Origin of the sequence: Synechococcus sp. CBW1004, assembly GCF_015840715.1 — a bacterium.
Lineage (GTDB): Bacteria > Cyanobacteriota > Cyanobacteriia > PCC-6307 > Cyanobiaceae > Cyanobium.
This window is the reverse complement of sequence record NZ_CP060397.1, coordinates 2,103,944-2,126,656: the sequence shown is the minus strand read 5'-3', so window position 1 is coordinate 2,126,656 and position 22,713 is coordinate 2,103,944. Positions and strand designations below refer to the sequence as shown.

General features: G+C 68.7%; 24 protein-coding genes. 16 read left to right on the top strand and 8 right to left on the bottom strand.

Features of this window, described 5'->3' with window-relative positions:
• Positions 1 to 112: 112 nt before the first annotated feature.
• Genes rpaB through H8F25_RS10150 form a run of 5 tightly spaced genes read left to right on the top strand, consistent with a single transcriptional unit; the run spans position 113 to position 5,170 of the window.
• Positions 113 to 886 carry a response regulator transcription factor RpaB gene (gene rpaB, locus H8F25_RS10170; protein ID WP_197210320.1) on the top strand — a complete coding sequence of 258 codons (774 nt, stop codon included), beginning with the start codon at positions 113 to 115 and terminating at the stop codon, positions 884 to 886.
• Positions 867 to 2,321 (top strand): phosphate acyltransferase PlsX, encoded by a 1,455-nt coding sequence (gene plsX, locus H8F25_RS10165; protein WP_197210319.1) that lies wholly within the window; start codon positions 867 to 869, stop codon positions 2,319 to 2,321. The genes rpaB and plsX overlap by 20 nt, the downstream gene beginning before the upstream one ends.
• A 59-nt stretch (positions 2,322 to 2,380) precedes the next feature.
• On the top strand, positions 2,381 to 3,439 hold the full coding sequence (locus H8F25_RS10160; protein WP_231596754.1) for a beta-ketoacyl-ACP synthase III: 1,059 nt from the start codon (positions 2,381 to 2,383) through the stop codon (positions 3,437 to 3,439).
• A 37-nt stretch (positions 3,440 to 3,476) separates the two neighbouring features.
• Positions 3,477 to 4,367, top strand: a complete 891-nt coding sequence (gene fabD / locus H8F25_RS10155) for an ACP S-malonyltransferase (RefSeq protein ID WP_197210317.1) — start codon at positions 3,477 to 3,479, stop codon at positions 4,365 to 4,367.
• A 44-nt stretch (positions 4,368 to 4,411) separates the two neighbouring features.
• Positions 4,412 to 5,170 (top strand): 1-acyl-sn-glycerol-3-phosphate acyltransferase, encoded by a 759-nt coding sequence (locus H8F25_RS10150; protein WP_197213713.1) that lies wholly within the window; start codon positions 4,412 to 4,414, stop codon positions 5,168 to 5,170.
• Here the strand turns inward: H8F25_RS10150 and H8F25_RS10145 are convergent.
• From H8F25_RS10145 to H8F25_RS10135, 3 genes are all read right to left on the bottom strand, one after another.
• A complete protein-coding gene (locus tag H8F25_RS10145) occupies positions 5,097 to 5,759 on the bottom strand; it encodes a YdcF family protein (protein ID WP_370525718.1) in 663 nt (220 codons plus the stop codon). The two genes, H8F25_RS10150 and H8F25_RS10145, sit on opposite strands and share 74 nt — an antisense overlap.
• 62 nt (positions 5,760 to 5,821) lie before the next feature.
• Positions 5,822 to 6,550, bottom strand: coding sequence for a tRNA (adenosine(37)-N6)-threonylcarbamoyltransferase complex dimerization subunit type 1 TsaB (locus H8F25_RS10140; RefSeq protein WP_197210315.1), 729 nt, complete (start codon positions 6,548 to 6,550; stop codon positions 5,822 to 5,824).
• The gene (locus H8F25_RS10135) at positions 6,547 to 6,798 is read right to left on the bottom strand and encodes a Ycf34 family protein (protein ID WP_197210314.1); all 252 of its coding nucleotides are present in this window, start codon (positions 6,796 to 6,798) and stop codon (positions 6,547 to 6,549) included. The genes H8F25_RS10140 and H8F25_RS10135 overlap by 4 nt, the downstream gene beginning before the upstream one ends.
• Here H8F25_RS10135 and H8F25_RS10130 point away from each other — a divergent pair.
• From H8F25_RS10130 to H8F25_RS10120, 3 genes are all read left to right on the top strand, one after another.
• Positions 6,797 to 8,314, top strand: a complete 1,518-nt coding sequence (locus H8F25_RS10130) for a CCA tRNA nucleotidyltransferase (protein WP_197210313.1) — start codon at positions 6,797 to 6,799, stop codon at positions 8,312 to 8,314. The two genes, H8F25_RS10135 and H8F25_RS10130, sit on opposite strands and share 2 nt — an antisense overlap.
• Before the next feature lie 59 nt (positions 8,315 to 8,373).
• On the top strand, positions 8,374 to 8,802 hold the full coding sequence (locus tag H8F25_RS10125; protein WP_197210312.1) for an RNA-binding protein: 429 nt from the start codon (positions 8,374 to 8,376) through the stop codon (positions 8,800 to 8,802).
• Between the two features lie 366 nt (positions 8,803 to 9,168).
• On the top strand, positions 9,169 to 10,119 hold the full coding sequence (locus H8F25_RS10120) for an alpha/beta fold hydrolase (RefSeq protein WP_197210311.1): 951 nt from the start codon (positions 9,169 to 9,171) through the stop codon (positions 10,117 to 10,119).
• A 10-nt stretch (positions 10,120 to 10,129) separates the two neighbouring features.
• Here H8F25_RS10120 and H8F25_RS10115 read toward each other — a convergent pair whose 3' ends face one another.
• Positions 10,130 to 11,056, bottom strand: a complete 927-nt coding sequence (locus H8F25_RS10115; protein WP_197210310.1) for a phytoene synthase — start codon at positions 11,054 to 11,056, stop codon at positions 10,130 to 10,132.
• Positions 11,057 to 11,061: 5 nt separating this feature from the next.
• The gene (gene pds / locus H8F25_RS10110) at positions 11,062 to 12,477 is read right to left on the bottom strand and encodes a 15-cis-phytoene desaturase (RefSeq protein WP_197210309.1); all 1,416 of its coding nucleotides are present in this window, start codon (positions 12,475 to 12,477) and stop codon (positions 11,062 to 11,064) included.
• 223 nt (positions 12,478 to 12,700) lie between these two features.
• Between pds and ndhM the strand changes: the two genes are divergently transcribed.
• Positions 12,701 to 13,048 carry an NAD(P)H-quinone oxidoreductase subunit M gene (gene ndhM, locus H8F25_RS10105; protein ID WP_197210308.1) on the top strand — a complete coding sequence of 116 codons (348 nt, stop codon included), beginning with the start codon at positions 12,701 to 12,703 and terminating at the stop codon, positions 13,046 to 13,048.
• On the top strand, positions 13,045 to 13,800 hold the full coding sequence (locus H8F25_RS17725; protein WP_231596753.1) for a DUF3172 domain-containing protein: 756 nt from the start codon (positions 13,045 to 13,047) through the stop codon (positions 13,798 to 13,800). The genes ndhM and H8F25_RS17725 overlap by 4 nt, the downstream gene beginning before the upstream one ends.
• 216 nt (positions 13,801 to 14,016) lie before the next feature.
• Here the strand turns inward: H8F25_RS17725 and H8F25_RS10095 are convergent, their stop codons facing one another.
• Together H8F25_RS10095 and H8F25_RS10090 are read right to left on the bottom strand one after the other, a co-directional pair.
• The gene (locus H8F25_RS10095) at positions 14,017 to 14,910 is read right to left on the bottom strand and encodes an MlaD family protein (RefSeq protein ID WP_197210307.1); all 894 of its coding nucleotides are present in this window, start codon (positions 14,908 to 14,910) and stop codon (positions 14,017 to 14,019) included.
• Positions 14,907 to 15,515, bottom strand: coding sequence for a hypothetical protein (locus H8F25_RS10090; protein ID WP_231596752.1), 609 nt, complete (start codon positions 15,513 to 15,515; stop codon positions 14,907 to 14,909). The genes H8F25_RS10095 and H8F25_RS10090 overlap by 4 nt, the downstream gene beginning before the upstream one ends.
• Before the next feature lie 311 nt (positions 15,516 to 15,826).
• On the opposite strand from H8F25_RS10090, the gene H8F25_RS10085 reads away from it, so the two are divergent.
• The 4 genes from H8F25_RS10085 to H8F25_RS10070 all read left to right on the top strand — a co-directional run bounded on the left by H8F25_RS10085 (position 15,827) and on the right by H8F25_RS10070 (position 17,811).
• Positions 15,827 to 16,426: an SH3 domain-containing protein gene (locus H8F25_RS10085; protein ID WP_197210305.1), complete on the top strand. Its 600-nt coding sequence runs from the start codon at positions 15,827 to 15,829 to the stop codon at positions 16,424 to 16,426.
• 175 nt (positions 16,427 to 16,601) lie between these two features.
• A complete protein-coding gene (locus tag H8F25_RS18160) occupies positions 16,602 to 16,826 on the top strand; it encodes a DUF3955 domain-containing protein (protein WP_197210304.1) in 225 nt (74 codons plus the stop codon).
• A gap of 102 nt (positions 16,827 to 16,928) precedes the next feature.
• The gene (locus tag H8F25_RS10075; protein WP_197210303.1) at positions 16,929 to 17,285 is read left to right on the top strand and encodes a hypothetical protein; all 357 of its coding nucleotides are present in this window, start codon (positions 16,929 to 16,931) and stop codon (positions 17,283 to 17,285) included.
• A complete protein-coding gene (locus H8F25_RS10070; RefSeq protein ID WP_197210302.1) occupies positions 17,257 to 17,811 on the top strand; it encodes a hypothetical protein in 555 nt (184 codons plus the stop codon). Before H8F25_RS10075 ends, H8F25_RS10070 begins: the two co-directional genes overlap by 29 nt.
• A 189-nt stretch (positions 17,812 to 18,000) precedes the next feature.
• Here the strand turns inward: H8F25_RS10070 and H8F25_RS10065 are convergent, their stop codons facing one another.
• Positions 18,001 to 18,972: a LysR family transcriptional regulator gene (locus H8F25_RS10065; RefSeq protein ID WP_197210301.1), complete on the bottom strand. Its 972-nt coding sequence runs from the start codon at positions 18,970 to 18,972 to the stop codon at positions 18,001 to 18,003.
• Between the two features lie 239 nt (positions 18,973 to 19,211).
• On the opposite strand from H8F25_RS10065, the gene H8F25_RS10060 reads away from it, so the two are divergent.
• Together H8F25_RS10060 and H8F25_RS10055 are read left to right on the top strand one after the other, a co-directional pair.
• Positions 19,212 to 19,913, top strand: coding sequence for an NnrU family protein (locus H8F25_RS10060; RefSeq protein WP_231597353.1), 702 nt, complete (start codon positions 19,212 to 19,214; stop codon positions 19,911 to 19,913).
• A 228-nt stretch (positions 19,914 to 20,141) separates the two neighbouring features.
• A complete protein-coding gene (locus tag H8F25_RS10055; RefSeq protein WP_197210299.1) occupies positions 20,142 to 22,151 on the top strand; it encodes an NAD(P)H-quinone oxidoreductase subunit 5 in 2,010 nt (669 codons plus the stop codon).
• Positions 22,152 to 22,713 lie beyond the last annotated feature (562 nt).

The following is a 22,713-nucleotide window of genomic DNA, read 5'->3' as shown; positions in this document are numbered from 1 at the left end:
AATGAACTCCCCGGCAGGGCTTTTCAGTGGAACGCTTGAGCCCTCCGAATCCGGGCGTGCCCCTTCCGCTTCGCCCCCGACAGGGCCTGCCGCCTCGCGCTCCAACCCCTGCATGTCCGCGACCCCAGCTGCCAAGGAGACCATTCTCGTCGTCGATGACGAGGCAAGCATCCGCAGAATCCTGGAAACGCGGCTCTCGATGATCGGCTACCAGGTGATCACCGCCTGCGACGGCGAGGAGGCGATTGAGGCCTTCCGCCGCACCAGCCCTGATCTTGTGGTGCTGGACGTGATGATGCCCAAGCTCGACGGCTACGGCGTCTGCCAGGAGCTCAGGCGCGAATCGGATGTGCCGATCGTGATGCTCACGGCCCTGGGGGATGTCGCCGACCGGATCACCGGCCTGGAGCTGGGCGCTGACGACTACGTCGTCAAGCCGTTCAGCCCCAAGGAGCTGGAAGCCCGCATCCGCTGTGTGCTCAGGCGGGTGGACAAGGAGCCGGCCAGCGGCATCCCCAATACCGGCGTGATCCAGGTCGGCGACCTGCGCATCGACACCAACAAGCGCCAGGTGTTCCAGGGGGAGGAACGGATCCGCCTCACGGGCATGGAATTCAGCCTGCTGGAGCTGCTGGTGAGCCGCTCCGGCGAGCCGTTCAGCCGCGGCGAGATCCTGCGCGAGGTGTGGGGCTATACCCCAGAGCGGCATGTCGACACACGGGTGGTGGATGTTCATATCTCCCGGCTGCGTTCCAAACTGGAGCAGGATCCGGCCAACCCGGAACTGATCCTCACGGCCCGGGGAACCGGCTACCTGTTCCAGCGGATCGTCGACACCCCTTCCCCCGAACCCCGCACCGCCCCCGTTGCCACCGAAGGAGCCTGACCGCGCCGACCCCCGCCCCGCCCCCGGGCGCTCCGGTCGCGCCAAACCGAGCCGGGCGATCCGGCGCCTGGTGATCTGGTATCGACGCAATCCGGCTGTCACCACCCTGGTGGACACCGCCTCCGCCCTGGTGGACACCGCCAATGCGACGGCCAACCGCACCGCCTCGGTGGCGGGTTCCGTGGCCGGCGTGGCGGGCTCGATGGCCGGGGTCGCCGGCAACGCCGCCGGCAGCGTCGCCGGCGCCGCCAGCTCGATGGCGGGCTCGGTGCTGCAGCCGCTGGTCTTCGATCCACTGAGGCGCCTGCAACACGGCGCTGGTGGCGGCGGCGGCGATGGGCCGATCGATGATCGCCGGCGGGTCTGGGTGGCCGTCGACGGCATGGGCGGCGACTACGCCCCCGGTCCGATCCTGGAGGGTTGCCTGCAGGCCGTGCAGCGCCTGCCGCTGCGGGTGCGCTTCGTGGCCGAGCCCGGACCGCTGCAGGAGGCGGTGGCGGCGATGGAGCTTCAGGACGCCCTTGACGACGCCGTGGCGCGCGGCCTGATCCAGCTGGTGGCCAGCGGTCCCTCGGTGGGCATGGATGACGAGGCCACCGCCGTGCGCCGCAAGCGCGACGCCAGCATCAACATGGCGATGGATCTGGTCAAGGACGGCAAGGCCACCGCCGTCTACTCCGCCGGCAACTCCGGGGCGGTGATGGCCTCGGCGATCTTCCGACTCGGGCGCCTCAAGGGCATCGACCGGCCGGCGATCGGCGCCCTGTTCCCCACCCGCGATCCGAGCCAGCAGGTGCTGGTGCTCGATGTGGGCGCCAACATGGACTGCAAGCCGGAATGGCTGCATCAATGGGCCCTGCTGGGCAACATCTACAGCCGTGATGTGTTGCAGGTGGCCCGCCCGCGCATCGGCCTGGTGAACATCGGCGAGGAGGAGTGCAAGGGCAACGAGCTCTGTCTGCGCACCTACCCGCTTCTGGCCGGCGAGAGCCGCTTCCGCTTCGCCGGCAACTGCGAGGGCCGCGACATTCTCTCGGGCAACTTCGACGTGGTGGTGTGCGACGGCTACACCGGCAACGTCCTGCTCAAGTTCCTGGAGAGCGTCGGCAGCGTGCTCCTGGACGTGATCAAGGTGGAACTGCCGCGGGGCCGACGCGGAAAGGTGGGCTCGGCCTTCCTGATCAACAACCTGCGCCGCATCAAGAAACGCCTTGACCACGCCGAGCACGGCGGCGCGCTGCTGCTGGGCGTCGACGGCGTCTGCGTGATCGGCCACGGCAGCAGCAAGGCCCTGTCGGTGCTCAGCGCCCTGCGGCTGGCCCACTCCGCCGCCAGCCATGGCGTCATGGAGGACCTGCATGCCCTGGGTGAGCAGGGAACGAGCGGCGCTCCCGCGGGAACGACCGGCGTCACCGGTGCATCCACCTGTGGTTGACTGACGGTCGCAACGGAGATGGGATGGCGCAGTCGCCCGGGCCGGGAGCTGACGCAGGCTTGTCAGCGAACACCCTCAGCGCGGCGACTCCCGCCCACCGCGGCGCGTCACATCTCCGCGGCGCGGCACTCGTGGGCTGCGGCAGCGCCGTCCCCGCCACCAGCCTCAGCAACAGCGACCTCAGCGCGCGGGTCGAGACCAGCGATGACTGGATCCGCAGCCGCACCGGCATCGGTGCCCGGCGGGTGGCCGGGCCTGGCGAGACGATCACGACCCTGGCCGCTGAGGCCGCCCGCGCCGCCCTCGCCCATGCCGGCTGGGAGGCGCAGGAGCTGGATCTGATCCTTCTGGCCACCTCGAGCCCCGACGACCTGTTCGGCACCGCACCGCGGGTGCAGGCCGCCATCGGCGCCTCCCGCGCCGTGGCCTTCGACCTGACCGCCGCCTGCAGCGGCTTCCTGTTCGCCCTGATCACGGCTGCCCAGTACCTCCGCAATGGCAGCTTCACGAAGGTGCTGGTGATCGGCGCCGATCAGCTCAGCCGCTGGCTCGACTGGGACGATCGCCGCACCTGCGTGCTGTTCGGCGACGGGGCCGGTGCCGTGGCCCTCGAGGCCTGCGAAGCCGATGAGGACGGCCTGGTGGCTTTCCGCATGCGCTCCGACGGCAGCCGCAACGCCTGCCTCACCCTCGCCCAGACCGAGCATCACAGGCCCCTGGTGGGAGACACCAGCGCCCAGATCGGCGGCTTCGCCACGATCCACATGAACGGCCAGGAGGTCTACAAGTTCGCCGTGCGCGAGGTGCCGGCGGTGCTGGCCGAGCTGCTGGCGAGCACCGGCCTGGAGGCCTCCGCCCTCGACTGGCTGCTGCTCCACCAGGCCAATCAGCGCATCCTCGACGCCGTCGCCGACCGCTTCGCCGTGCCCCACGAGCGCGTGCTCAGCAACCTGGCCCACTACGGCAACACCTCGGCTGCCACAATTCCGCTGATGCTCGATGAAGCCGTGCGCGATGGCCGCATCCAGAGCGGTCACCTGATCGCCAGCAGCGGTTTCGGCGCGGGCCTCAGCTGGGGCGGAGCCCTTCTGCGCTGGAGAGGGCCGCAGGCGAGCTGACACCTAATCTCCTGCCGATCTGAAGCACGACGCCAGCATGGCCATCGCCTGGGTGTTTCCCGGACAGGGTTCGCAGAAAGTGGGCATGGCGGAGGGCGTGCTTGACCTGCCTGGCGCCCGCGAGCGCTTCAACACTGCCTCCGAACTGCTCGGCCGCGACCTGCTGGCCATCTGCGCCGGCGAGGCCGGCGGCGACCTGAGCGATCTCAACGACACCCGCAACACCCAGCCGGCCCTGTTCGTGGTCGAGAGCCTGCTGATCGATGCGCTGCGGGACCAGGGCCGCCAGGCCGAGCTGGTGGCCGGCCACAGCCTCGGCGAGCTGGTCGCGCTCTATGCCGCCGGCGTCTTCGACGTGGACACCGGCCTGGGGCTGATGCGCCGCCGCAGCGAGCTGATGGCCGCCGCCGGCGGCGGTGCCATGACAGCGGTGATGGGCTTCGACCGCGCCGGACTGGAGGATCTGGTGGCCGCCACGGAAGGTGTGGTGATCGCCAACGACAACAGCAGCGCCCAGGTGGTGCTCTCCGGCACCCCGGAGGCGGTATCCACGGTGTGCGGTCAGCTGAAGCGCAAGCGGGCGGTGCCTCTGGCGGTGAGCGGCGCCTTCCACTCCCCGTTCATGGCCGAAGCCGCGGCCGCCTTCGCCGCCGAACTGGAACCGGTTCCCTTCGCCGATGCCGTGATCCCGGTGCTGAGCAACACCGATCCCACGCCCGAACGGGATGGGGCGGCCCTCAAGCGGCGGCTGATCACCCAGATGACCAGCGGCGTGCGCTGGCGCGAAACCATGGAGCAGCTGGTCGCGACAGGCATCGACACCGCCGTCGAGATCGGCCCGGGCGCGGTGCTCAGCGGCCTGATCAAACGCTCCTGCCCCTCGGTGGCCACCGCCCAGATCAGCTGCGCCGCGGACCTGGGCCTGTGAGCGATCCCGCAGGCCAGAGCCCGGGACGTCCCGGCAGCCGGCCCGTGGCCGCGGTCAAGCGGGTTCTGCGGCGCCGCCGCAGACCGGCCGAGCCGCCGGCACTGCTGAGCACGCCCAGGCCGAGCCTCACCTACCGGCTGATCAGCTATCTGCTGGTCTTTCCGGTGTACCGCCTGCTGTTCCGCGGTCGCACCGCCGGCAATGCCAATGTGCCCGAGGAGGGTGCCCTGGTGGTGGTGGCCAACCACGGCTCCCACCTCGATCCGCCATTGCTCGGCCATGCCCTGGGCCGGCCGGTGGCCTTCATGGCCAAGGCCGAGCTGTTCCGGGTACCGCTGCTGGGGCCGATCATCCGCGCCTGCGGCGCCTATCCGGTGGCCCGCGGCGCCAGCGACCGCGAGGCGATCCGCACGGCCACCGACCGACTGCAGCAGGGCTGGGCCACCGGCGTCTTCCTCGACGGCACCCGCCAGAGCGACGGCCGCGTCAACGACCCCCAGCCCGGCGCCGCCCTGCTGGCGGCCCGGGCCGGTGTGCCGCTGCTGCCTGTGGCGATCATCAACAGCCACCGGGCCCTGGGCCCGGGGCAGAGCCAGCCGCGGCTGGTGCCGGTGCACATCCGCATCGGCACACCGGTGCCGCCTCCGGCCTCACGCCGTCGCGCCGATCTGGACGCCACCACCCGGGTGGTGCAGGAGCAGATCAACCGGATGCTCGATCAGGGCCTGATCACTCCAGGCCGAATCGGTGCAGCCAGGGAGAGAGGTGCTCTTCCGCCCAGTGGCGAACATCCCGACCGCTGACCACCCAGATCAGCGCTCGCAGGCCGTCACCCCACACCAGCCGCCGGCCTTCCGGCTCGCAGCGATCCCCGCAGGGCACCGCCACCGGTGTCAGATGGATGCCGCGGCTGCCGGCCACGATGCGACCCACGAGCATCGCCCGCTGCATGTGGTCGCTGCTGGTCACCAGCAGGGCATGGCGGATCCGGGCGCGTCGCAGATCATCCGCCAGCGAGGTGAAGTTGGTGAGGGTGTCGGTGGCGCGGTAGTCGAGCCGCAGCCGCGACGGCGGCACCCCTTCGCGCTGCTCGAACAGCCAGCGGGCGTACTCGGGATTGGTGCCACCACTGACCACCACCGGCAATCCATCCTCGCGGGCCAGCCGGGCTGCCTCCCTCTCGCGGTCCGCATCGCCGCCCAGCACCAGGATCATCTGAGGTGGTGGCGGCTCCGGCAGCCACCAGCCCCGCGACAGCCACAGCAGGCCACCGCAGGCGAACGCCAGCGGAAGCCAGCGCCAGCGGGTGCGCGCCGGACGGGGAGGCCGCCGACGGGAGCGCGATCCACGGCCGGGAGGGCTGGCGGCGGGATCCGGGGATCGCGGCGACACGGCCGGAAGCGAGGGCCGGGGACGACGGCGGCAGCGGGAGCGTGGGGCGGGAGCCTGTCCCATCAGGCCTGCTGCACGGGGCTGGTGGGGTAGATCGGCACCACCGTCTGCCAGGGAGCCTGAGCGCCCTGGAGCGCCCTCAGGGCACTGATCGACAGAAGTTCGGCCACATCGTCCGGCAGGCATGGCTCCGCCGGCCGCGCCGCACCCATGAGCTCCTCCGCATCACCGCGCAACCGGGGCACCTCCAGCTCGACCACGCCCCCCGGAGCCGCCGGATCCAGGCCGTACAGGCCGGCGACCCGGCCACGGCGCGGCAGCTCCTGCACCAGCCAGAAGGGCGCGCTGGGCGGCTGGGCACCGCGGCAGAGGCGACGGGCGATCAGCAGAAAGCTGCTGATCCCGTCGAGCGGCAGGTCATCCTGCTGGGCGAGGCTGCGCGCGAGCACAACGGTCAGCCGTGTGCTGGTGAACCCGCCCGGACCGATGGCCACCGCCAGCCGCCGCAGCCGCGGCCACTCCGGCGCCGGCAACACCGCTTCCAGGCAGGACAGGAGCCGGTTGGAGAGGTCGCGGCCGGTGGCGAAGTGCTGCAGCCGCGCCCGGCGCAGCAGCGGATCCGCTGCCGACAGGGCCTGGCTGCCTGCATGGGCCGACACGCGAGCCGCAAGGTCGTGCGGCGGGGGCCAGGGCAGAACACCGACGCCGAAGCCCTCGCCGCTGCTGTGCAGGGCCAGCAGCCAACCGTCACCGCTGTCGCGGCTCATGTCGTCCGGGTCGAGGCCACTCATGTCGGGAGGGGGGCATCGGGCCGCAGGCGCTGCCAGCGGCCGGCCTCCAGCTGGAAGTCACTGCAGGCGCGCACATCCCACTCCACACCGACACCGCCTCCCGGCAGATCACGCACCTGCACGTGGATCCGGGGCTCCCGCGGCCGTCGATCCGGGGCATCGCTGAGATGGGCCACGCCGTGCTGTCGCTCCACCGCGTGATAGGCCTGGCAGCGGTCGACCCAGTGGCAATCGACGCAGATGCACATGCCGGCCGGATCGCCTCAGGCGCCCATTCTGTCCTGCGGGGCCAGCGACCAGCTCGAGGCGCTGCGCCGGGCCCTGGCGCCACAGCGCTGGCCCCTCGATCCCGCCCTGCTGCCGGCCGATGCCCTGCTGGTGGGCGGTGCCGTGCGCGACGCCCTGCTGGGCCGCCTGGGGGAACGCCCCGATCTGGACCTGGTGGTGGAGGGAGACGCCATCGCTCTGGCCCGCGGCCTCGCCCGGCGCTGCGGCGGCAGCTGCGTCGTGCTCGACGCGGAGCGCTCGATCGCCCGCCTGGTGCTCAAGGGCTGGAGCTTCGACCTGGCCCGGCGGATGGGCAGCAGCCTTGAGCAGGACCTGGCGCGCCGTGATTACAGCATCAACGCCATCGCCCTGCCGCTGGCAGCCCTGTGCGCCCCGGAGACCTGCGACCGGGCTGCCACGTCGCAGCGTGCGAAAGCCAAGCCTGGACCGGCAGACGGTGGACCGGCAGACGGTGGGCCGGCGAGCCTGGAGGCCGCGGCCGCGACGCTGAGGTCATCGGGCGGCGCCTCCGACCTGGGGCCGATCGATCCCGGCGGCGGCCTGGCGGATCTGCGCGCCCGGCGGCTGCGGGCGCTGGGCGAGACGAACCTGCTGGAGGATCCGCTGCGGCTGCTGCGCGGCGTGCGGCTGGCCTGCGAGCTGGACTTCACCATCGACGCCCAGACCCTCCGCTGGATCCATACCCATCACCGGCGCCTGGGGGAGGTGGCCGGAGAGCGGGTGCTCGCCGAACTGGAGCGCCTGGCCGCCGCCCCGGGCGGAGCCGAAGGCCTGCTCCAGGTGCGGCGACTCGGCCTGCTGCGGGGCTGGCAGGAGGCACGGGACCCGCAAGGCGAAGCCCCGGGCGGGCAGGCGCCGGCCCCGGAGGCGCGGTGGCTGGAGCGGTTGACGCCCGACCGCGCCGGACGCTGTGGCCTTGAGACCGAGGAGCAGGCCTGGGCCCTGCCCCTGGCACGCCTGGCGGCCCTACTTCCCCCTGCAGCGCTGGTGCGGCTGCGGGCCAGCCGCCGCCTGCAGCAACGGAGCCGACGGCTGCGTCACTGGCTGGAACGGCTGGAGAATGCCGAAGGGCCGGGAGAGGCGGACGGGCCCCAGGGCGGTGACCTGACCCTGGCAGGCCTCCCCGAGGAGGAGCGCCTGGCCCTGCAACGCGAGCTGGAGGAGGACCTGCCGGCCCTGGTGCTGCATCTGGGGCCGCGGGAAGCCAGGGAGGCCCTGCAGCGCTGGCGCGACAGCGGCGACCCGCTGTTCCACCCACGCCCCCCTCTGGACGGGCAGCAGCTGCAGGAACGTCTGGGGATCCCGGCGGGCCGAACCCTGGGCGCTCTGCTCGCCCATCTCACGCGCGAGCGGGCCTTCGGACGACTGGCGGCCGCCGCCGGGCCGGATCCGGTGCTTCAGGTGGCGCGGCAATGGCTGGATGGAGGGCGCAACGGCGAGGTGGAAGCGTCCTCCAGGGGCAGGCGCCGTGATTAACTTTCTGGTGCAACGGCGTGTTGTTCCGCCAGCAAAAGTATTCATTCACCCGCACTCCCATGAGCGTTCGCCTTTACGTCGGCAACCTGCCGCAGACTTTTGATGCCAAGGAACTGGAGGCGCTGTTCTCCAGCGTCGGCGAGGGGGTGCGGTTCAAGGCGGTGAACGACCGCGAGACCGGCGCCAGCCGCGGCTTCGGCTTCGCCAACGTCGACGACCAGAAACTGGCCGAGGCGGTGATCGAGCAGCTCAACGGCCGTGACTTCGGCGGCAACGCCCTGCGCATCGAGATCTCCGAGCGTCGCGACAGCCGCAGCCCTGCCGGCGGCGAGCGTCGCGGCAACGGCCCGGCTCCCACCGCTGCCCGCAAGGCCGTCAACAAGGTGGTGCACTCCGACAGCGTCGACACCGAAGCTCCCGATCCCCGCTGGGCCGGTGAACTGGCCAAGCTGAAGGCTCTGCTCGCCAATCAGACCGTCGGCGTCTGAACCGGCCAGCGGCATCTGAAACAGCCAGGAGCCTCAGAGACAACCGGCGGGGCTGCCCCCGAGGGCTCGAGGTTCCAGGCCGACGTCACAAGACCAGTTCCGATCCTTCCCAGCCCGGCGGCCGTTCCACAGCCGCCGGGCTTCCTGTTGCACTCCGACCGGTGCCCGACGCCAACAGTCCCCGGCCTGGGCCGGAAGAATGGGACGACCGGCGGAGGATCCCTGACCGACCCCAGCTGCGACGACCGCCCTGCAACCCAGCCATGGCTGGGGCGCCTCCCCTCGTCAGGGTGGGAGGCCCACTCAGCCTCCGAAACCCTGCCGCAGCCCGAACCCACAGGCAGGGACCTCCGAGCTGAGGCGGGGATGACACAGGCCCCGGAGAGCATCGGCCCTGGTGCCCCATCCTTCTGGCGCTGGCAGGGGCGGCGCATCGCCTGGAGCCGGGCCGGCGACCCGGACGCCGCAGACGTGGTGCTCCTGATCCACGGCTTCGGCGCCTCGCAGCAACACTGGCGCCACACGATTCCAGCCCTGGCGACGCAGGCGGAGGTGTTCGCCCTTGATCTGCTCGGCTTCGGAGCGAGTGACAAACCGCCCTCGCGCCTGGCCGATGAACCCGAACGTCCCGGAGCGGTGCGCTATTGCTTCGATCTCTGGGCAAGCCAGGTGGTGGACTTCCTGGCGGAACAGGTGCCGCTGCACGGCCGGCGTCTGCATCTGATCGGCAATTCCGTGGGGGCGGTGGTGGCCCTGCGGGCGGCGCTGATGCTGCAGCAGGCCGGCACACCGCCGGCCCAGGTGGTGCTGATCGACTGCGCCCAGCGCACCCTCGATCGCAAGCGACTGGCGGAGCAGCCGGCCCTGCAGCGTCTGTTGCGCCCTTGGCTGGAGGGCGCTGTGCGCCAGCGCTGGCTGCTGGCGCCGCTGTTCCGGTTGCTGGCACGACCTGCCTTCATCCGCCGGGTGCTCGCCCAGGCCTATCCCAGCGGCGGCAACGTCGACGCCGAGCTGGTGGAGCTGCTGCACCGCCCCTCCACCGAACCGGGTGCCCTGGAGAGCTTCCGTGGCTTCGTCAACCTGTTCGACGATCACCTGGCGCCACAGCTGCTGGCCCAGCTGAATGGGCCCGTGCGCATGGTCTGGGGCGGCGCTGATCCCTGGGAGGATCCGAGCGAAGCCTGCCACTGGGCCGCAGACCATGCCTGCATCCGCGAGTTGCAGGTGCTGGAGGGGCTGGGCCACTGCCCCCACGACGAGGCACCGGAGCGGGTCAACCCGATCCTGGTGCGCTGGCTCGAGGAGGCGGCCCGCTGAGCGGTCCCGCTCAGCGGGCCTGGGCGATCACGAATGAACGTGGCAGATCGAGCATCTTGCCGGCGGTGGGCACGTAGGCCCGATGGTTGAAGACGTCGTAATCGAGCGCTTCGATCACATCGAGGATGCCGCGGTAGAGGCGCAGAGAGGCCCACACCGGCCAGCGGGCATCGGGTGCCAGCCAGCGCACCCCCGCCTCCGAGCGGGCGAACCAGTCGCGGGCACGGGCCAGCTGAAAGCGCATCAGCTCACGCCAGCTGTCGTTGAGCACGCCATCCATGAGCTCGGCCTCGCTATAGCCGAAGCGCCGCAGATCCTCCTGGGGCAGATAGATGCGGCCGCGCGCCCGGTCTTCGCCCACATCGCGCAGGATGTTGGTGAGCTGATTGGCGATGCCCAGGGCCACCGCCGCCTCACTGGTGTCCGGCGGGTCACTCCAGGGGGCGGAGGTGTAGGCGGAATCAACGCCCATCACTTCCTGGGTCATCAGGCCGACGGTACCGGCGACCCGATAGCAGTAGAGGTACAGCTGATCAAAATCGGCATAGCGGCTGGTGGTGAGATCCATCCGCATGCCCTCGATCATGTCGAGGTAGGGCTGCAGGGGCTGGGGGTAGCGCTCGATCGTGTCACGCATCACCAGATCGAGCCCGTCGCACACCTCTCCCGCGAACAGGGCGCGGGTGCGCTGCTCCCACGCATCCAGGCGGGCCGCCAGCTCCGGCACCGGCCGTCCTTGAGCCTCCGGACTGTCCATCAGCTCATCGGTGCGCCGGCACCAGACATAGATGGCCCAGATGGCGCGGCGCTTGGCGGGCGGCATCAGCAGAGTGCCGAGATAGAAGGTCTTGGCCCACTCGGCGGTCTCACGGCGACAGGCCTCGTAGGCCTCCTGGAGCGAGGGAAGACCAGCGGGAGCAGCGGGGGCAACGGCCACCGGAGTCAGGCCGCCACCGCAACCTTGCCGCCACCGGACGACGCAGCCAGCGGGGAGGCCGAGATGGCCTGGGCACACTGCTTGCCGCTGAGCACGGCTCCCTCCATGGAAGCGAGATAACGCTGCATCGTGTAGCAACCGGCCAGAAAGAAGTTGGCGATCGGGCTGGCCTGATCGGGGCGCAGCTGCTGGCAACCCGGAACGGTCTTGTAGACCGACAGGGGCGTCTTGACGACGATCGCCTTGCGCAGCGTGGCCTGATCGTCGCCGGTGAAGTGCATGGGGAACAGGCGCTTCAGTTCCTCCATCGTGGCGGCGACGATCTCATCATCGCTGCGACCGATCCAGTCCTTGGCGGGGGCAAACACCAGCTCGAGCATCGAGCGATCCGGATCGGCGTATTCACGACAGGTGTTGCTCATATCGGCGTAGACGCTCAACAGCGGGCTACGGCTGAACAGGAGGTGATCGATGTCCGTGAGCTTTCGGTCAAACCAGAGGTGGATGTTGATCACCGGCACACCATTGAGCCCGTCGAGCTTCCTGAAGTAGGGAATGTCCTTCCAGGGCTCCGGGATCAGCAGCTTGAACGGATCCACCGGCATGGCGCTGACATAGGCATCGGCGGTGGCTGTGAAGCCTTCCTTGCCCTTGATGCCACCGATGCGGAAGCCGCTGACGGTTCCATCCGCATTGAGCTCAATCTCCCGCAGAGGGGCCTCCAGATGCACCTCACCGCCGCGGGCCGTGATGTAGTCAACCATCGGCTGGCACAAGCGCTCAGGCGGGTTTCCATCCAGGAAGGCCATCTTGGAGCCGTCGCTCTCCTGGAGAAAACGGTTGAGGGCGGTGAGCACCACGGTGCTGGAGATTTCATCGGGATCGATGAAATTCAGCGCCTTGGCCATGGCGATGAACACCTCATCATTGACCCTGTCAGGAATGTTGTGCAGTTTGAGCCACTCACTCCAGGAATACTTGTCGCACTCCTCCACGTAACTCTGACCGCGCAGCATCGCCGGCACAAGACCCAGGCCGAAGGAGATCTTCTCCGGCCAGGTGAGCATGTCGTTGTTGCCCAGGATCGCAGCCACCCCATTGAAGGGAGCCGGGATGTCAGGGAAATCAAAGCGACTGTAGGTGCCTGGCGTCTCCTTCTGGTTGAAGATCATCGCGTGGCTCTTCCACTGCAGCCGGTCCTCGATGTCGAGTTCGGCGAACAGCTGGCGCATGTTGCGGTAGGCGCCGAAGAAGATGTGCAGGCCCGTCTCATACCAGTCGCCATCCTCGTCCTGCCAGGCCGCCACCTTGCCGCCCAGCACGTCACGGGCCTCGTAGACCACCGGCGTGTGGCCGGCGTCACACAGGTACTTGGCGCAGGAGAGACCGGCGAGACCAGCCCCGGCGATGGCGATGCGCATGGAAACCGGCTAATAGCGACAGCAACCTTAAGAGGCGCCCTGCAGCGTCCGGGAGCGCGGGGCCGGGAGGTCCTCTCCGGAGCTGAACCACGGAGCCGGCGGGCGGTTGCCTGCGCATGGGACGGGCTGCGGCTCGGCGCACGCGCAGCTGCGTCGACGCCGGCCGCAGGCAGGGTTCCTAGAGTCGAGATCCGATCCGCTCCAGCCGCTCGCCGCGACCCCGATGGCCGACACCCTGCTGAAGTCCACCACCCGCCACATCCGTCTGTTCACGGCCCGGGTGGAGAACGGCGATCTGGTTCCCGACGCGGGCCAGCTGACCCTCGACATCGATCCGGACAACGAATTCCTCTGGGACGACACAGCCCTCGAGAAGCTGCGCAGCGCCTTCCGCAGCGAGGTGGACCGCCATGCCGGCGCCGACCTCAACGACTACACCCTGCGCCGCATCGGCTCGGAACTCGAAGGAGTGATCCGCACCATGCTCCAGGCGGGCGAGCTGCGTTACAACCCGTCTGCACGGGTGCTCAACTATTCGATGGGCCTGCCGCGCAGCACCGAAACCCTGTGACCCGCTCCCCCCGCCCCCGCTCCACAGACCGCTACGGCTCCGACCGTGAGCCGGAGCGCGCCTACCGCGACTCAGGCCAGGACTGGGGTCGCCGCGATCCCCGCGGCGATGCCGAACGCGGAGGCAGGCCCGGCCGTGAGCCCTCCGCCTACGGCCGGGGCGGTCGACGCGACTGGGAGAACGAAGACGACGGCCGCGGACGCCCTCCCGGCCGTGGCGGGGCCGGTGGTGGTCCGGGCGGTGGCAAAGGTGCCAATGGTGGCGGCATCGCCTTCAACCCGGCCACCCTCGCCGTGCTGGCGGGTGTGCTGATCGTGGGCATCGGCATCGGCACCGGCCTCTCCAGCACCACCCAGGGGGATCAGGGCAACATCGCCAGCAGCCAGCAGCTGGACATGGCCGTGCCCGATCCGGAGTTCTGCCGTCAGTGGGGCGCCAGCGCCTTCGTGATGGACATCGAGCTCTACACGACGATGAACCCCAGCAGCAGCTTCGTCACCCAGCCCGCGCTCAGGCCCGGCTGCGTGATCCGCCGGGAGAACTGGAGCGTGCTGCAGAAGGAGGGAGCCATCACCGCCGAGCAGATGCGCCAGTGCAAGCAGCGGATGAACACCTTTGCCTATGTGGGCTCGGTCAAGGACAAGCCGATCGTGCGCTGCGTCTACCAGACCGACATCAGCGAGAACAAGTTCATCACCAGGGGCGTCGCCGACGACGCGGCCGGGGTGACGCCGGAAGCCAGTCAGTTCTGAAGGCTCAGCGGCCTGGAACTCCAGGGCGATCTGGGCCAGGATCACCGATCCGGAGGCACGGCCCTGCACAGGCGCCGACCGCATCCAGGCTGGGTGCATCGGCCTGGAGCGAGCATCCCCCCATGGAACAGCCTCCTCTCTCCAGACAGCGCAGGCCTCCGGCCAGGCGCCATCGACGGCCGCAGCGGTGCCCTGGACGGCGAGTCCAGCCCCCTCTCACGGTTTGACCTGGGGGGCGGGCCTCCCCTCGCTGCCGCTCACCCCGATCAGCCCCTGCAGCAGGCTGTTGAGACTGCGGCTGAGGCTTTCGATCTCCCTGAGGCTGCTGACCAGAAGCGGCTGACTCTGGCGCAGCAGTTGCTGGACCTCGCGCGCGGTCTGCTCCGCGCGCTCTCCGGTGCGGCTCACCTGCTGGAGGGTGCGGCGCAGCGCGGGCGCGGTGACCCCGGTCTCCCGATCGAGGCTGGCGCTCAGCCGGTTGATGCTGGTGAGGCCCGCACGCAACTGGGGGGCCGTGGCCGCTGTTTCGCGTTCCAGGGTGGTGGTGAGACGCTGCACACCACTGAGGCCCCGCCGCATCTCCCTCAAGGCCTGCGGCACCTCCCCTGCCGTCAGGCGGGTGGTGTTGCGCAGGGTGCGCTGCAGCTCCATCTGCGTCTCCACCAGCCGATGCATCAGGTTGCTGATCGCCAGGGGCTGGATGTAGGGCAGCCGACGGCCGGCGCGGACGCCCGCCTTCATCCCGGATTGCGGATCAGCCGAGATCACCACGAAGTGATCACCCACCAGGCCCACCTGACCAAGGCTGGCGACACTCCGGGGCCCGACGAGTGCGGCGTAACGCTCCTGCACCCGCAGCTGCACATCGACCAGGGCGTCGGGACGGAGCTGAAGCGCCTTCACCTTCCCCACCGGCAGGCCCGAGATGCGCACCTCCTGGCCGACCCGAAGTCCATCGGCACTGGAACCACGCAGCTGGAACTCCACGCTTGGCGTTCCCCAGCCCTGCTCGCGGGCCATCGCCCCCAGCACGGCGATCGCGAGCACCAGGCCCGAGCCCAGAAACAGAAACCGCTCGCGCGGGGACCCTGAGGACTGCTCGCTGTTCATTGGGGGCTGGCGGTCAGAGTCAAGGGGTCGAGAACTGTGATCCAGACCAGCTTCATCAGCAGCAGCAGCACCAGACCCTCCGCCAGCTGATCGCTCACCAGCAGCCCAGGATCGCGCTCAAGACGCAAGCCAAGGGCCATGCGCCACTGGCTCCAGAAGCACACCAGGCCCAGAAACACACCGGCGCGCAGGCAGGCGCGGCTCAGATCGAGCAGCAGAACCCCCCGCAGGAGATCCCGGATTTCGCCCGCCAGATCGGCGCGGGGACTGGCCAGCACCCCACCGCACATCGCGGCGACAAAGAACAGAAGCATCAGCAGAGCTCCGACCACGGCGGCGGCAGGGGTCGATGTTCGCCAGGCCTCCGTCCCCAGACGCTGCACCCGCTCCAGCCAGCGCGGCAACAGCAACGCCAACGCCAGCAGCGCCAGCAGCATCGGACCCACCAGCCGCAGCACCAGGAGGATCAGCAACTCGAGGCTGAAACGGCTGGTCTGGGCCAGGGGTCCGCTGGCCAGTTGCACCACCCCCAGCCCCAGCACCAACCCTGCCAGGATCACGGGGCCACCACAACGCTCTCCGTTGCACTCAGCCAATGACGCCACGGTGTGGAGGGATCGCCAGGCTGGGCCGGTGGCATGCATGCAGTCGAGTCGGATCGGCACCGTGCAGCTTGGCGAAGGCACAGCACCTGTCGAGGAGGGCTCAGCGTTTCGTCAGTGGATACCAACCAGGATCCATGGCGCCCGATCGGAGATACGCCGACGCCTCGCCTGAGCACCGAAACCCATTCGGGGCGTCCGTGCCCATGCCTTCGATGGACAACCTGGTGGGGACATGACACGGGTGGATCTAAACTCCGCTCTGAGGTGCATCAGCCCTGATGCCATCAAAAGATTCCTGAGGTGAACCTGTCTTGCAATGCCATCGTTTCGTCGCCGCGGCTGCGGTCACGGCCAGTTTCATTGGTGGCGCATCGCTTGCACAGCCAGCCGCCGCTGCCGAGAACGTTGACTGCTGGCTGAACGACAGGAAGCAGTCCTGCCTGATCCAGCCCTGGAGCCAAGGGGGATTCGAGATCCGCTTCAGCGGCAGTGCGATCTACCGCTTCGTGCCGGCCGCCCCCCCCACCACCGACAACCGCCGGATGCGGGACGAACAGGGCCGAATCTGGCTGATGAGCGGCCACCGCAGCTTCACGCTCACCGAGCAGACCGGAAACGGCAACAGGATTTCCGTCTCCAATGTGAAGAGTGCGGCAGCACCGGCCGTGAACCACAGTTTCCACAGCAAGGTGAAACTGAACGGCCATGGCCAGTCCACCGTGACTCTCTATGCGAAGCCGAACCACGGCGCGGCGATCGCGGGGATGGGCGTCTCGGGCGAAACGCTCGACAAGCTGGAATGCACCGAAAACAGCCAGGGCACCTGGTGTCGGGTGGGCTACCCCGGCCAGAGCGGCAGGGTGCTGTGGGTGCATCGAGATTCCCTGATCTTCCTCGGTGACGGGGAGTAGAGGCGAGCCCAGAAGCTGCTGGGCGTGCTCGCTGTTGACGTCCTCAACCTGTCTGGTGTTCACCCGATCGGAGCGATGGGCCGTCATGGCCGCCGGGTTCCATTCCCATGCGCTCCTTTTGGCCCTCGCAGCAGGAACCATGCATGCGAAGCCATCTGCCCGGAGCCGTTGAACCATGAAGCACCAGCAGGCCATCCGCACCGGTGCCCTGGCCATCAGTTGCTCTTCGGCCGGATTTCTCCTGGCAGCCTGGATTGGCTGGTCAGCCTGCCCGACGTCCATCGATGCGAAGGGGGTGCTGCGGGAGCCTTTCGTGCTGATTCCCCTTGGGTATCTGGCTGGCGCAGCGATGCTCGGGTCTTCGGCTGTGTTCGTCTTGACCTCCTGCAAACGCAGGTGAGCACCGCACCGTGGAGAGCAGGTCGGGCCCAGCCCTTCCTGGCAAGTTCTGAATGCCTACACAAGTTCTGACTGACCACAACGGAATGCCTGGACACAGGCCATGACGACCGTCAACATCCGGGCCGCGGCTTCAATCGCTCACAGCGAAGAAATGGGCTGGCAGCGACTGTCTGGATTGAGAAATCAATCCATTGACCAAGGTCCGGTTGCCAACCCAGCAGGCACCTGTCAGAATCGCCAAGATTCACAGTGGAAATCAATGTCTTTCAAACGCGGACTTGCGATACTGCCGGCCGCATTGTTGGCTCACGGCCTCTTTGCATCAGCCGCCCTGGCCGACACTGTGGCGCGCGCCAATGGCCGCTGCTCACTGAAGCAGAACGGCTACGAGGCCTTCAACGGCTACTGCACGGTAAAGCAAAAGCAGAATGGCCCGACAACGGTTTTTTGTTATTGATCTTGACAACGGCAACCACTTCCGCTTCTCCGGCCCCGGCCGCCAGCAGCTGCATGTGGAAACCACCTATGGAATTGGACAGAATGTGCTGTACGAAGACCACGGCAGCAAGGGGGTGTTCACCTGGAATGACGGCAGCACCACCACCCGGCTGTCGGTCAAGACCGATGTGGTGACCAATCCCAATGCCCAGTTCGACGACCACCCCAGCACAGCCACTGGATCGACCCTGGCAGGAGCGGCGGTGGGTGCTCTGATCGGTTCCCTGCTGGGTGGTGGCAAACCTGCCAGTGCGCCGGTGGCTGGCGTAGGCCAACCCGTGGCGGAATTCCAGAATCTGATCGGCAGTGATCCGGGCTATGTGGAGAGCCGCCTGACCGGCGCTGGTTACACCTACATCCGCACGAATCCGCGGGAGAACGGCGAAGACTCCTTCTGGAAACGCGGTCGCAGCTGCGTGGATGTGCGCACCATCCTCAACCGCTATCAGTCGTTCACCTACGCCAACCCCTCGAACTGCAACTGATCGCCAGGCGCCCCGCAGCCGCAGCCCAGCTGCCGGTGGCAGCGGGGCACTGCCTTGGCCCTGCAAAGTCTGCAATCTCCTTCGGCCGCCTTGACATTGCAGCCATGGCGGCCTGACAACCGGCGGTGCGGGGCACCCTGTTCCCGGGATGCTGCAATCCAGCGGCCTGCCGCCTCCATCGCGCAGGCGTCAGGCGGTCGCCGCCTCCGCCCGGACCGGCACCTGACGCAAGGGGCTGTCGGGACTGGCGAACACCGGCAGCACCTCTCGGCGGAAGGCCTCGGAGGCCCTGGAGCAGTAGCGGGCGGGGTGCGTGATCAGCTTCAGCTGGCGCCGCACCAGCAGATCCACCAGCTGGGGCCGGTGCAGGCTGCCGGCGGTGAGCTCACGCTCGATCGACACCACGGGCAGGAAGGCGGCACCGAGGCCGGCCTGGACGGCGTTCTTGATCGCCTCGAAGGAGTTGAGCTCCATCTCGATCTTGAGGCGGCCCACATCCAGCTTCGAGCGGCTGAGCAGCTGGTCGACCATCTTGCGTGTCGTTGACTGGGCATCGAGGCAGACGAAGCCGAGCCGGTACAGGTCGTCCTTGGTGAGCTCGGGCAGGCGGGCCAGCGGATGCTTGGGCGGCAGCACCAGGGCCAGCTCGTCGTTGGCGTAGGGCACCACCTGCAGCAGATCGTTGAGATCGGCGGGCAGCTCGCCGCCGATGATCGCCAGATCCACCTGGCCATTGGCCACGCTCCAGGCGGTGCGGCGGGTGCTGTGCACCTGCAGCTGCACGGCCACATCCGGATACTTCTGCCGGAACAGGCCGATCATCCGCGGCATCAGATAGGTGCCGGTGGTCTGGCTGGCGCCGACGATCAGCGAACCGCCGCGCAGGTTGTGCAGGTCCTCCAGGGCGCGGCAGGCCTCCTGGCACTGGCTGAGGATGCGGTCGCAGTAGCTGAGCAGCAGGTGACCGGCCTCGGTGAGCTGGGCCTTGCGGCCGCCGCGGTCGAACAGCGACACACTGAGCTGCTTCTCCAGGTTCTGGATCTGCAGGCTCACCGCCGGCTGGGTCACATAGAGGCTGTCAGCGGCCTTCTTGAAGCTGCCCTCGCTGGCAATGGCCCGCAGGATGCGCAGCTGATCGAGGGTGAAGGGCAGATCCGCCATGGAATGGCTCGCGCCACAGGATTGGGGAGAAGGGCAGGACGCCGCGGCTCCTCGCGCTCGAGGAGCCTGGCCGCGGCGAGGAGGGTCCGAGAGACAGGGACTCTAGGGGGAGCGACCGGTGGCGAGAATCCCGCTTCACAGTCCCTTCCCGCCGCATGGCCCTCAGCAGCCTTCCCGCCACCGCCGGAGGCGACGCCGCCCCGGCCTGGGCCGGTGCCGACCACCACAGCAGCCTGGTGATGCTGCTGCTTCTGCTGGCCTTCGCCGTGCTCCACAGCGGCGGGGCCTCGCTGCGGGTGTGGGGTGAGGAGCGGATCGGTGCGCGCGCCTGGCGGCTGCTGTTCGCCACCGTCAGCATCCCGGCCGCGGTGGTGGTGATCGGCTATTTCCTGCAGCACCGCTACGACGGCGTGCGGCTCTGGAACTTGCAGGACCAGCCCTGGATCATTCCGCTGGTGTGGGGGGGCACGGCGATCAGCTTTCTGTTCCTCTACCCGGCCACCTACAACCTGCTGGAGATCCCGGCCGTGCTCAGACCGCAGGTGCGCCTTTACGCCACCGGCATCATCCGCGTCAGCCGCCATCCCCAGGCGGTCGGCCAGATCCTCTGGTGCGCCACCCATCTGCTCTGGATCGGCAGCAGCTTCATGGTGGCAGCCTGTATCGGCCTGATCGGCCACCACCTGTTCGCCGTCTGGAATGGCGACCGGCGTCTGCGCAACCGCTTCGGCGCGGCCTTCGAGGAGCTCAGGGCGAGCACCTCGGTGATCCCCTTCCAGGCGGTGCTCGATGGCCGGCAGCAGCTGATGTGGAGCGAGTTCCTGCGCCCGGCGCAGCTGGGAATCGCCATCGCCGTGGGGGTGTTCTGGTGGGCGCACCGCTACATCGGCGTCGGCGCCACGGCCTTTTCGCGCACAGGCCTGGCGCACTGGCTGGGCTGAGAACCATCGTCCTGAACGACGCGGTCTCGGGCCTCGCCTCCGCCGCCGCCGGCCTCGCCTGAAGGTCTCCCATCGCCCGCGAGCTGGAACCCGGGTGAGGAGGGCGCCGGGCCATCGCCAGGACATCGGCGACAGGCCCCGGTGATCCCTGGTCGAACACCGGCGACCAAGCACGGCGGGAGAGCTGCCTACACTCGGCCGGAACCGCCCCCAAGGGAGCCTCGCCGGATGCCCGCCGCCGCCGAACTTGCCTGGTTGATTCCGGTGCTCCCCCTTCTGGGAGCCTGCATCTCCGGCCTGGGGCTGATCAGCTTCAACCGCACGGTCAACCGTCTGCGTCGCCCCGTCGCGCTGCTGCTGATCAGCTGCGTCGGCGCCTCGGCGGTTCTCAGCTACGCAGTGCTCGCTGAGCAGATCGCCGGAGCGGGCATGACCGAGGTGCTGTTCAACTGGGCCAGCGCCGGCACGTTCAACCTGCCGATGGGCTTCCGTGTGGATGCCCTCGGCGCGGTGATGCTCTCGCTGGTCACCACCATCGCCCTGCTGGTGATGGTCTATTCCCATGGCTACATGGCCCACGACAAGGGCTATGTGCGCTTCTTCACCTATCTGGCCCTGTTCAGCAGTTCGATGCTGGGGCTGATCATCTCGCCGAATCTTCTCGAGATCTACGTCTTCTGGGAGCTGGTGGGCATGTGCTCCTACCTGCTGGTGGGCTTCTGGTACGACCGCGACGGCGCCGCCCACGCAGCCCAGAAGGCCTTCGTGGTCAACCGGGTCGGTGACTTCGGCCTGCTGCTGGGGATCCTGGGCCTGTTCTGGGCCACCGGCAGCTTCGGCTTCGAGGAGATCGGCGCACGCCTGAGCGATGCCGTGGCCGGAGGAACCCTCAGCAACGGTGTCGCCGTGCTGCTGTGCCTGCTGGTGTTCATGGGCCCGATGGCGAAATCAGCCCAGTTCCCACTGCACGTGTGGCTGCCCGACGCCATGGAGGGCCCCACACCGATCTCGGCCCTGATCCACGCCGCCACGATGGTGGCCGCCGGCGTCTTCCTGGTGGCGCGCCTGCAGCCGGTGTACGAGCCCTTCTCCGTGGTGCAGACCACGATCGCAGTGATCGGCACGATCACCCTATTCCTGGGAGCCTCGATCGCGCTCACCCAGATGGACCTCAAGAAGGGCCTGGCCTACAGCACCGTCAGCCAGCTCGGGTACATGATGCTGGCGATGGGCTGCGGCGCCCCGGTGGCCGGCATGTTCCACCTCGTCACCCACGCCTTCTTCAAGGCGATGCTCTTCCTCGGTTCCGGCTCGGTCATCCACGCCATGGAGGAGGTGGTGGGCCACGAACCGGCGCTGGCCCAGGACATGCGTCTGATGGGCGGTCTGCGCCGCTGGATGCCGATCACCTCGATCACCTTCCTGATCGGCTGCATCGCCATCGCCGGCATCCCGCCGCTGGCCGGCTTCTGGAGCAAGGACGAGATCCTCGGCCAGGCCTTCAACACCTATCCCCTCCTGTGGGGCATGGGCTTCGTCACCGCCGGGATGACGGCCTTCTACATGTTCCGCCTCTACTTCCTCACGTTCGAGGGGGACTTCCGCGGCAATGACAAGGCGATGGCGGCCCAGCTCCTGGCCGCGGCCGGCCGTTCCGGCTCCGAGGAGGAGAGCCATGAGCACCACCACGCCGAGCATCCGCACGAATCCAGCTGGTCGATGACCACGCCGCTGGTGGTGCTGGCCGTGCCTTCGGTGCTGATCGGCCTGCTGGGCACCCCCTGGAACAGCCGCTTCGCTTTCCTGATCGATCCCCACGAAGCCACCGAGATGGCGGAGCACTTCTCCTGGAGTGAATTTCTGCCCCTGGCCGGCGCCTCTGTGGCGATCTCTCTGGTGGGGATCACGGTGGCAGTGCTCGCTTACCTTCTGCACCGCATCGACCTCGCCTCCGAGGTGGCGGGCCGTTTCCCGGCGATCAACCGCTTCCTGGCCAACAAGTGGTATCTCGATGCGATCAACGACAAGCTGTTCGTGCAGGGCAGCCGCCGCATCGCCCGTCAGGTGCTCGATGTCGACTCCAAGGTGGTCGACGGCGTCGTGAACCTCACCGGCCTGCTCACCCTCGGCAGCGGCGAGGGCCTCAAGTACTTCGAGACCGGCCGGGTGCAGTTCTATGCCCTGATCGTGTTCGGCGGCGTGATCGCCCTGGTGGCCCTGTTCGGCGTTCTGGGCTGAGGCTGCCGGCGGGGCCTGGAGCGGGGGCCTCCGGCGGCTGGCGTTCCTGCGGAACGCAGGCCGCCTACGGCTCCCGCTCCAGGCCTCTCCGCACGGCTTCCGTCCGCCCCGCCTGGGGGTGGAAACGAGGGGATGGCTTCGCCCCCACCGAAACTCGGTGGCGTTCACTTGACCTGAATGCCTGCGCCGCCAGTGGCCCCAGTCGCCGAGCGGCTGGGCTGGACGGCAGCAGCGACGCTCATCTTCCCCAACGCGCGGATCCAGCCGGCAGCACGGCTCACAGCACCAGCGGGTCGAGCCCAGAGCACTCCTACGGCGGCTGGCGTTCCTGAGGAACGCAGGCCGCCTACGCCTCCCGCTCCAGGCCTCTCCGCACGGCTTCCGTCCGCCCCGCCTGGGGGTGGAAACGAGGGGATGGCTGCGCCTCCACCGAGATTCGGTGGCGATGACTGGTCAATGACCGCTTCGGGGTTCAAGCAACCTTCTGGTGAGGCGGAGGGCGCCTCCGGGCTTCGATCCGTCTGGTCGGGCCAGGCTTCCTCACCTCAGACCCTCCCTTCAG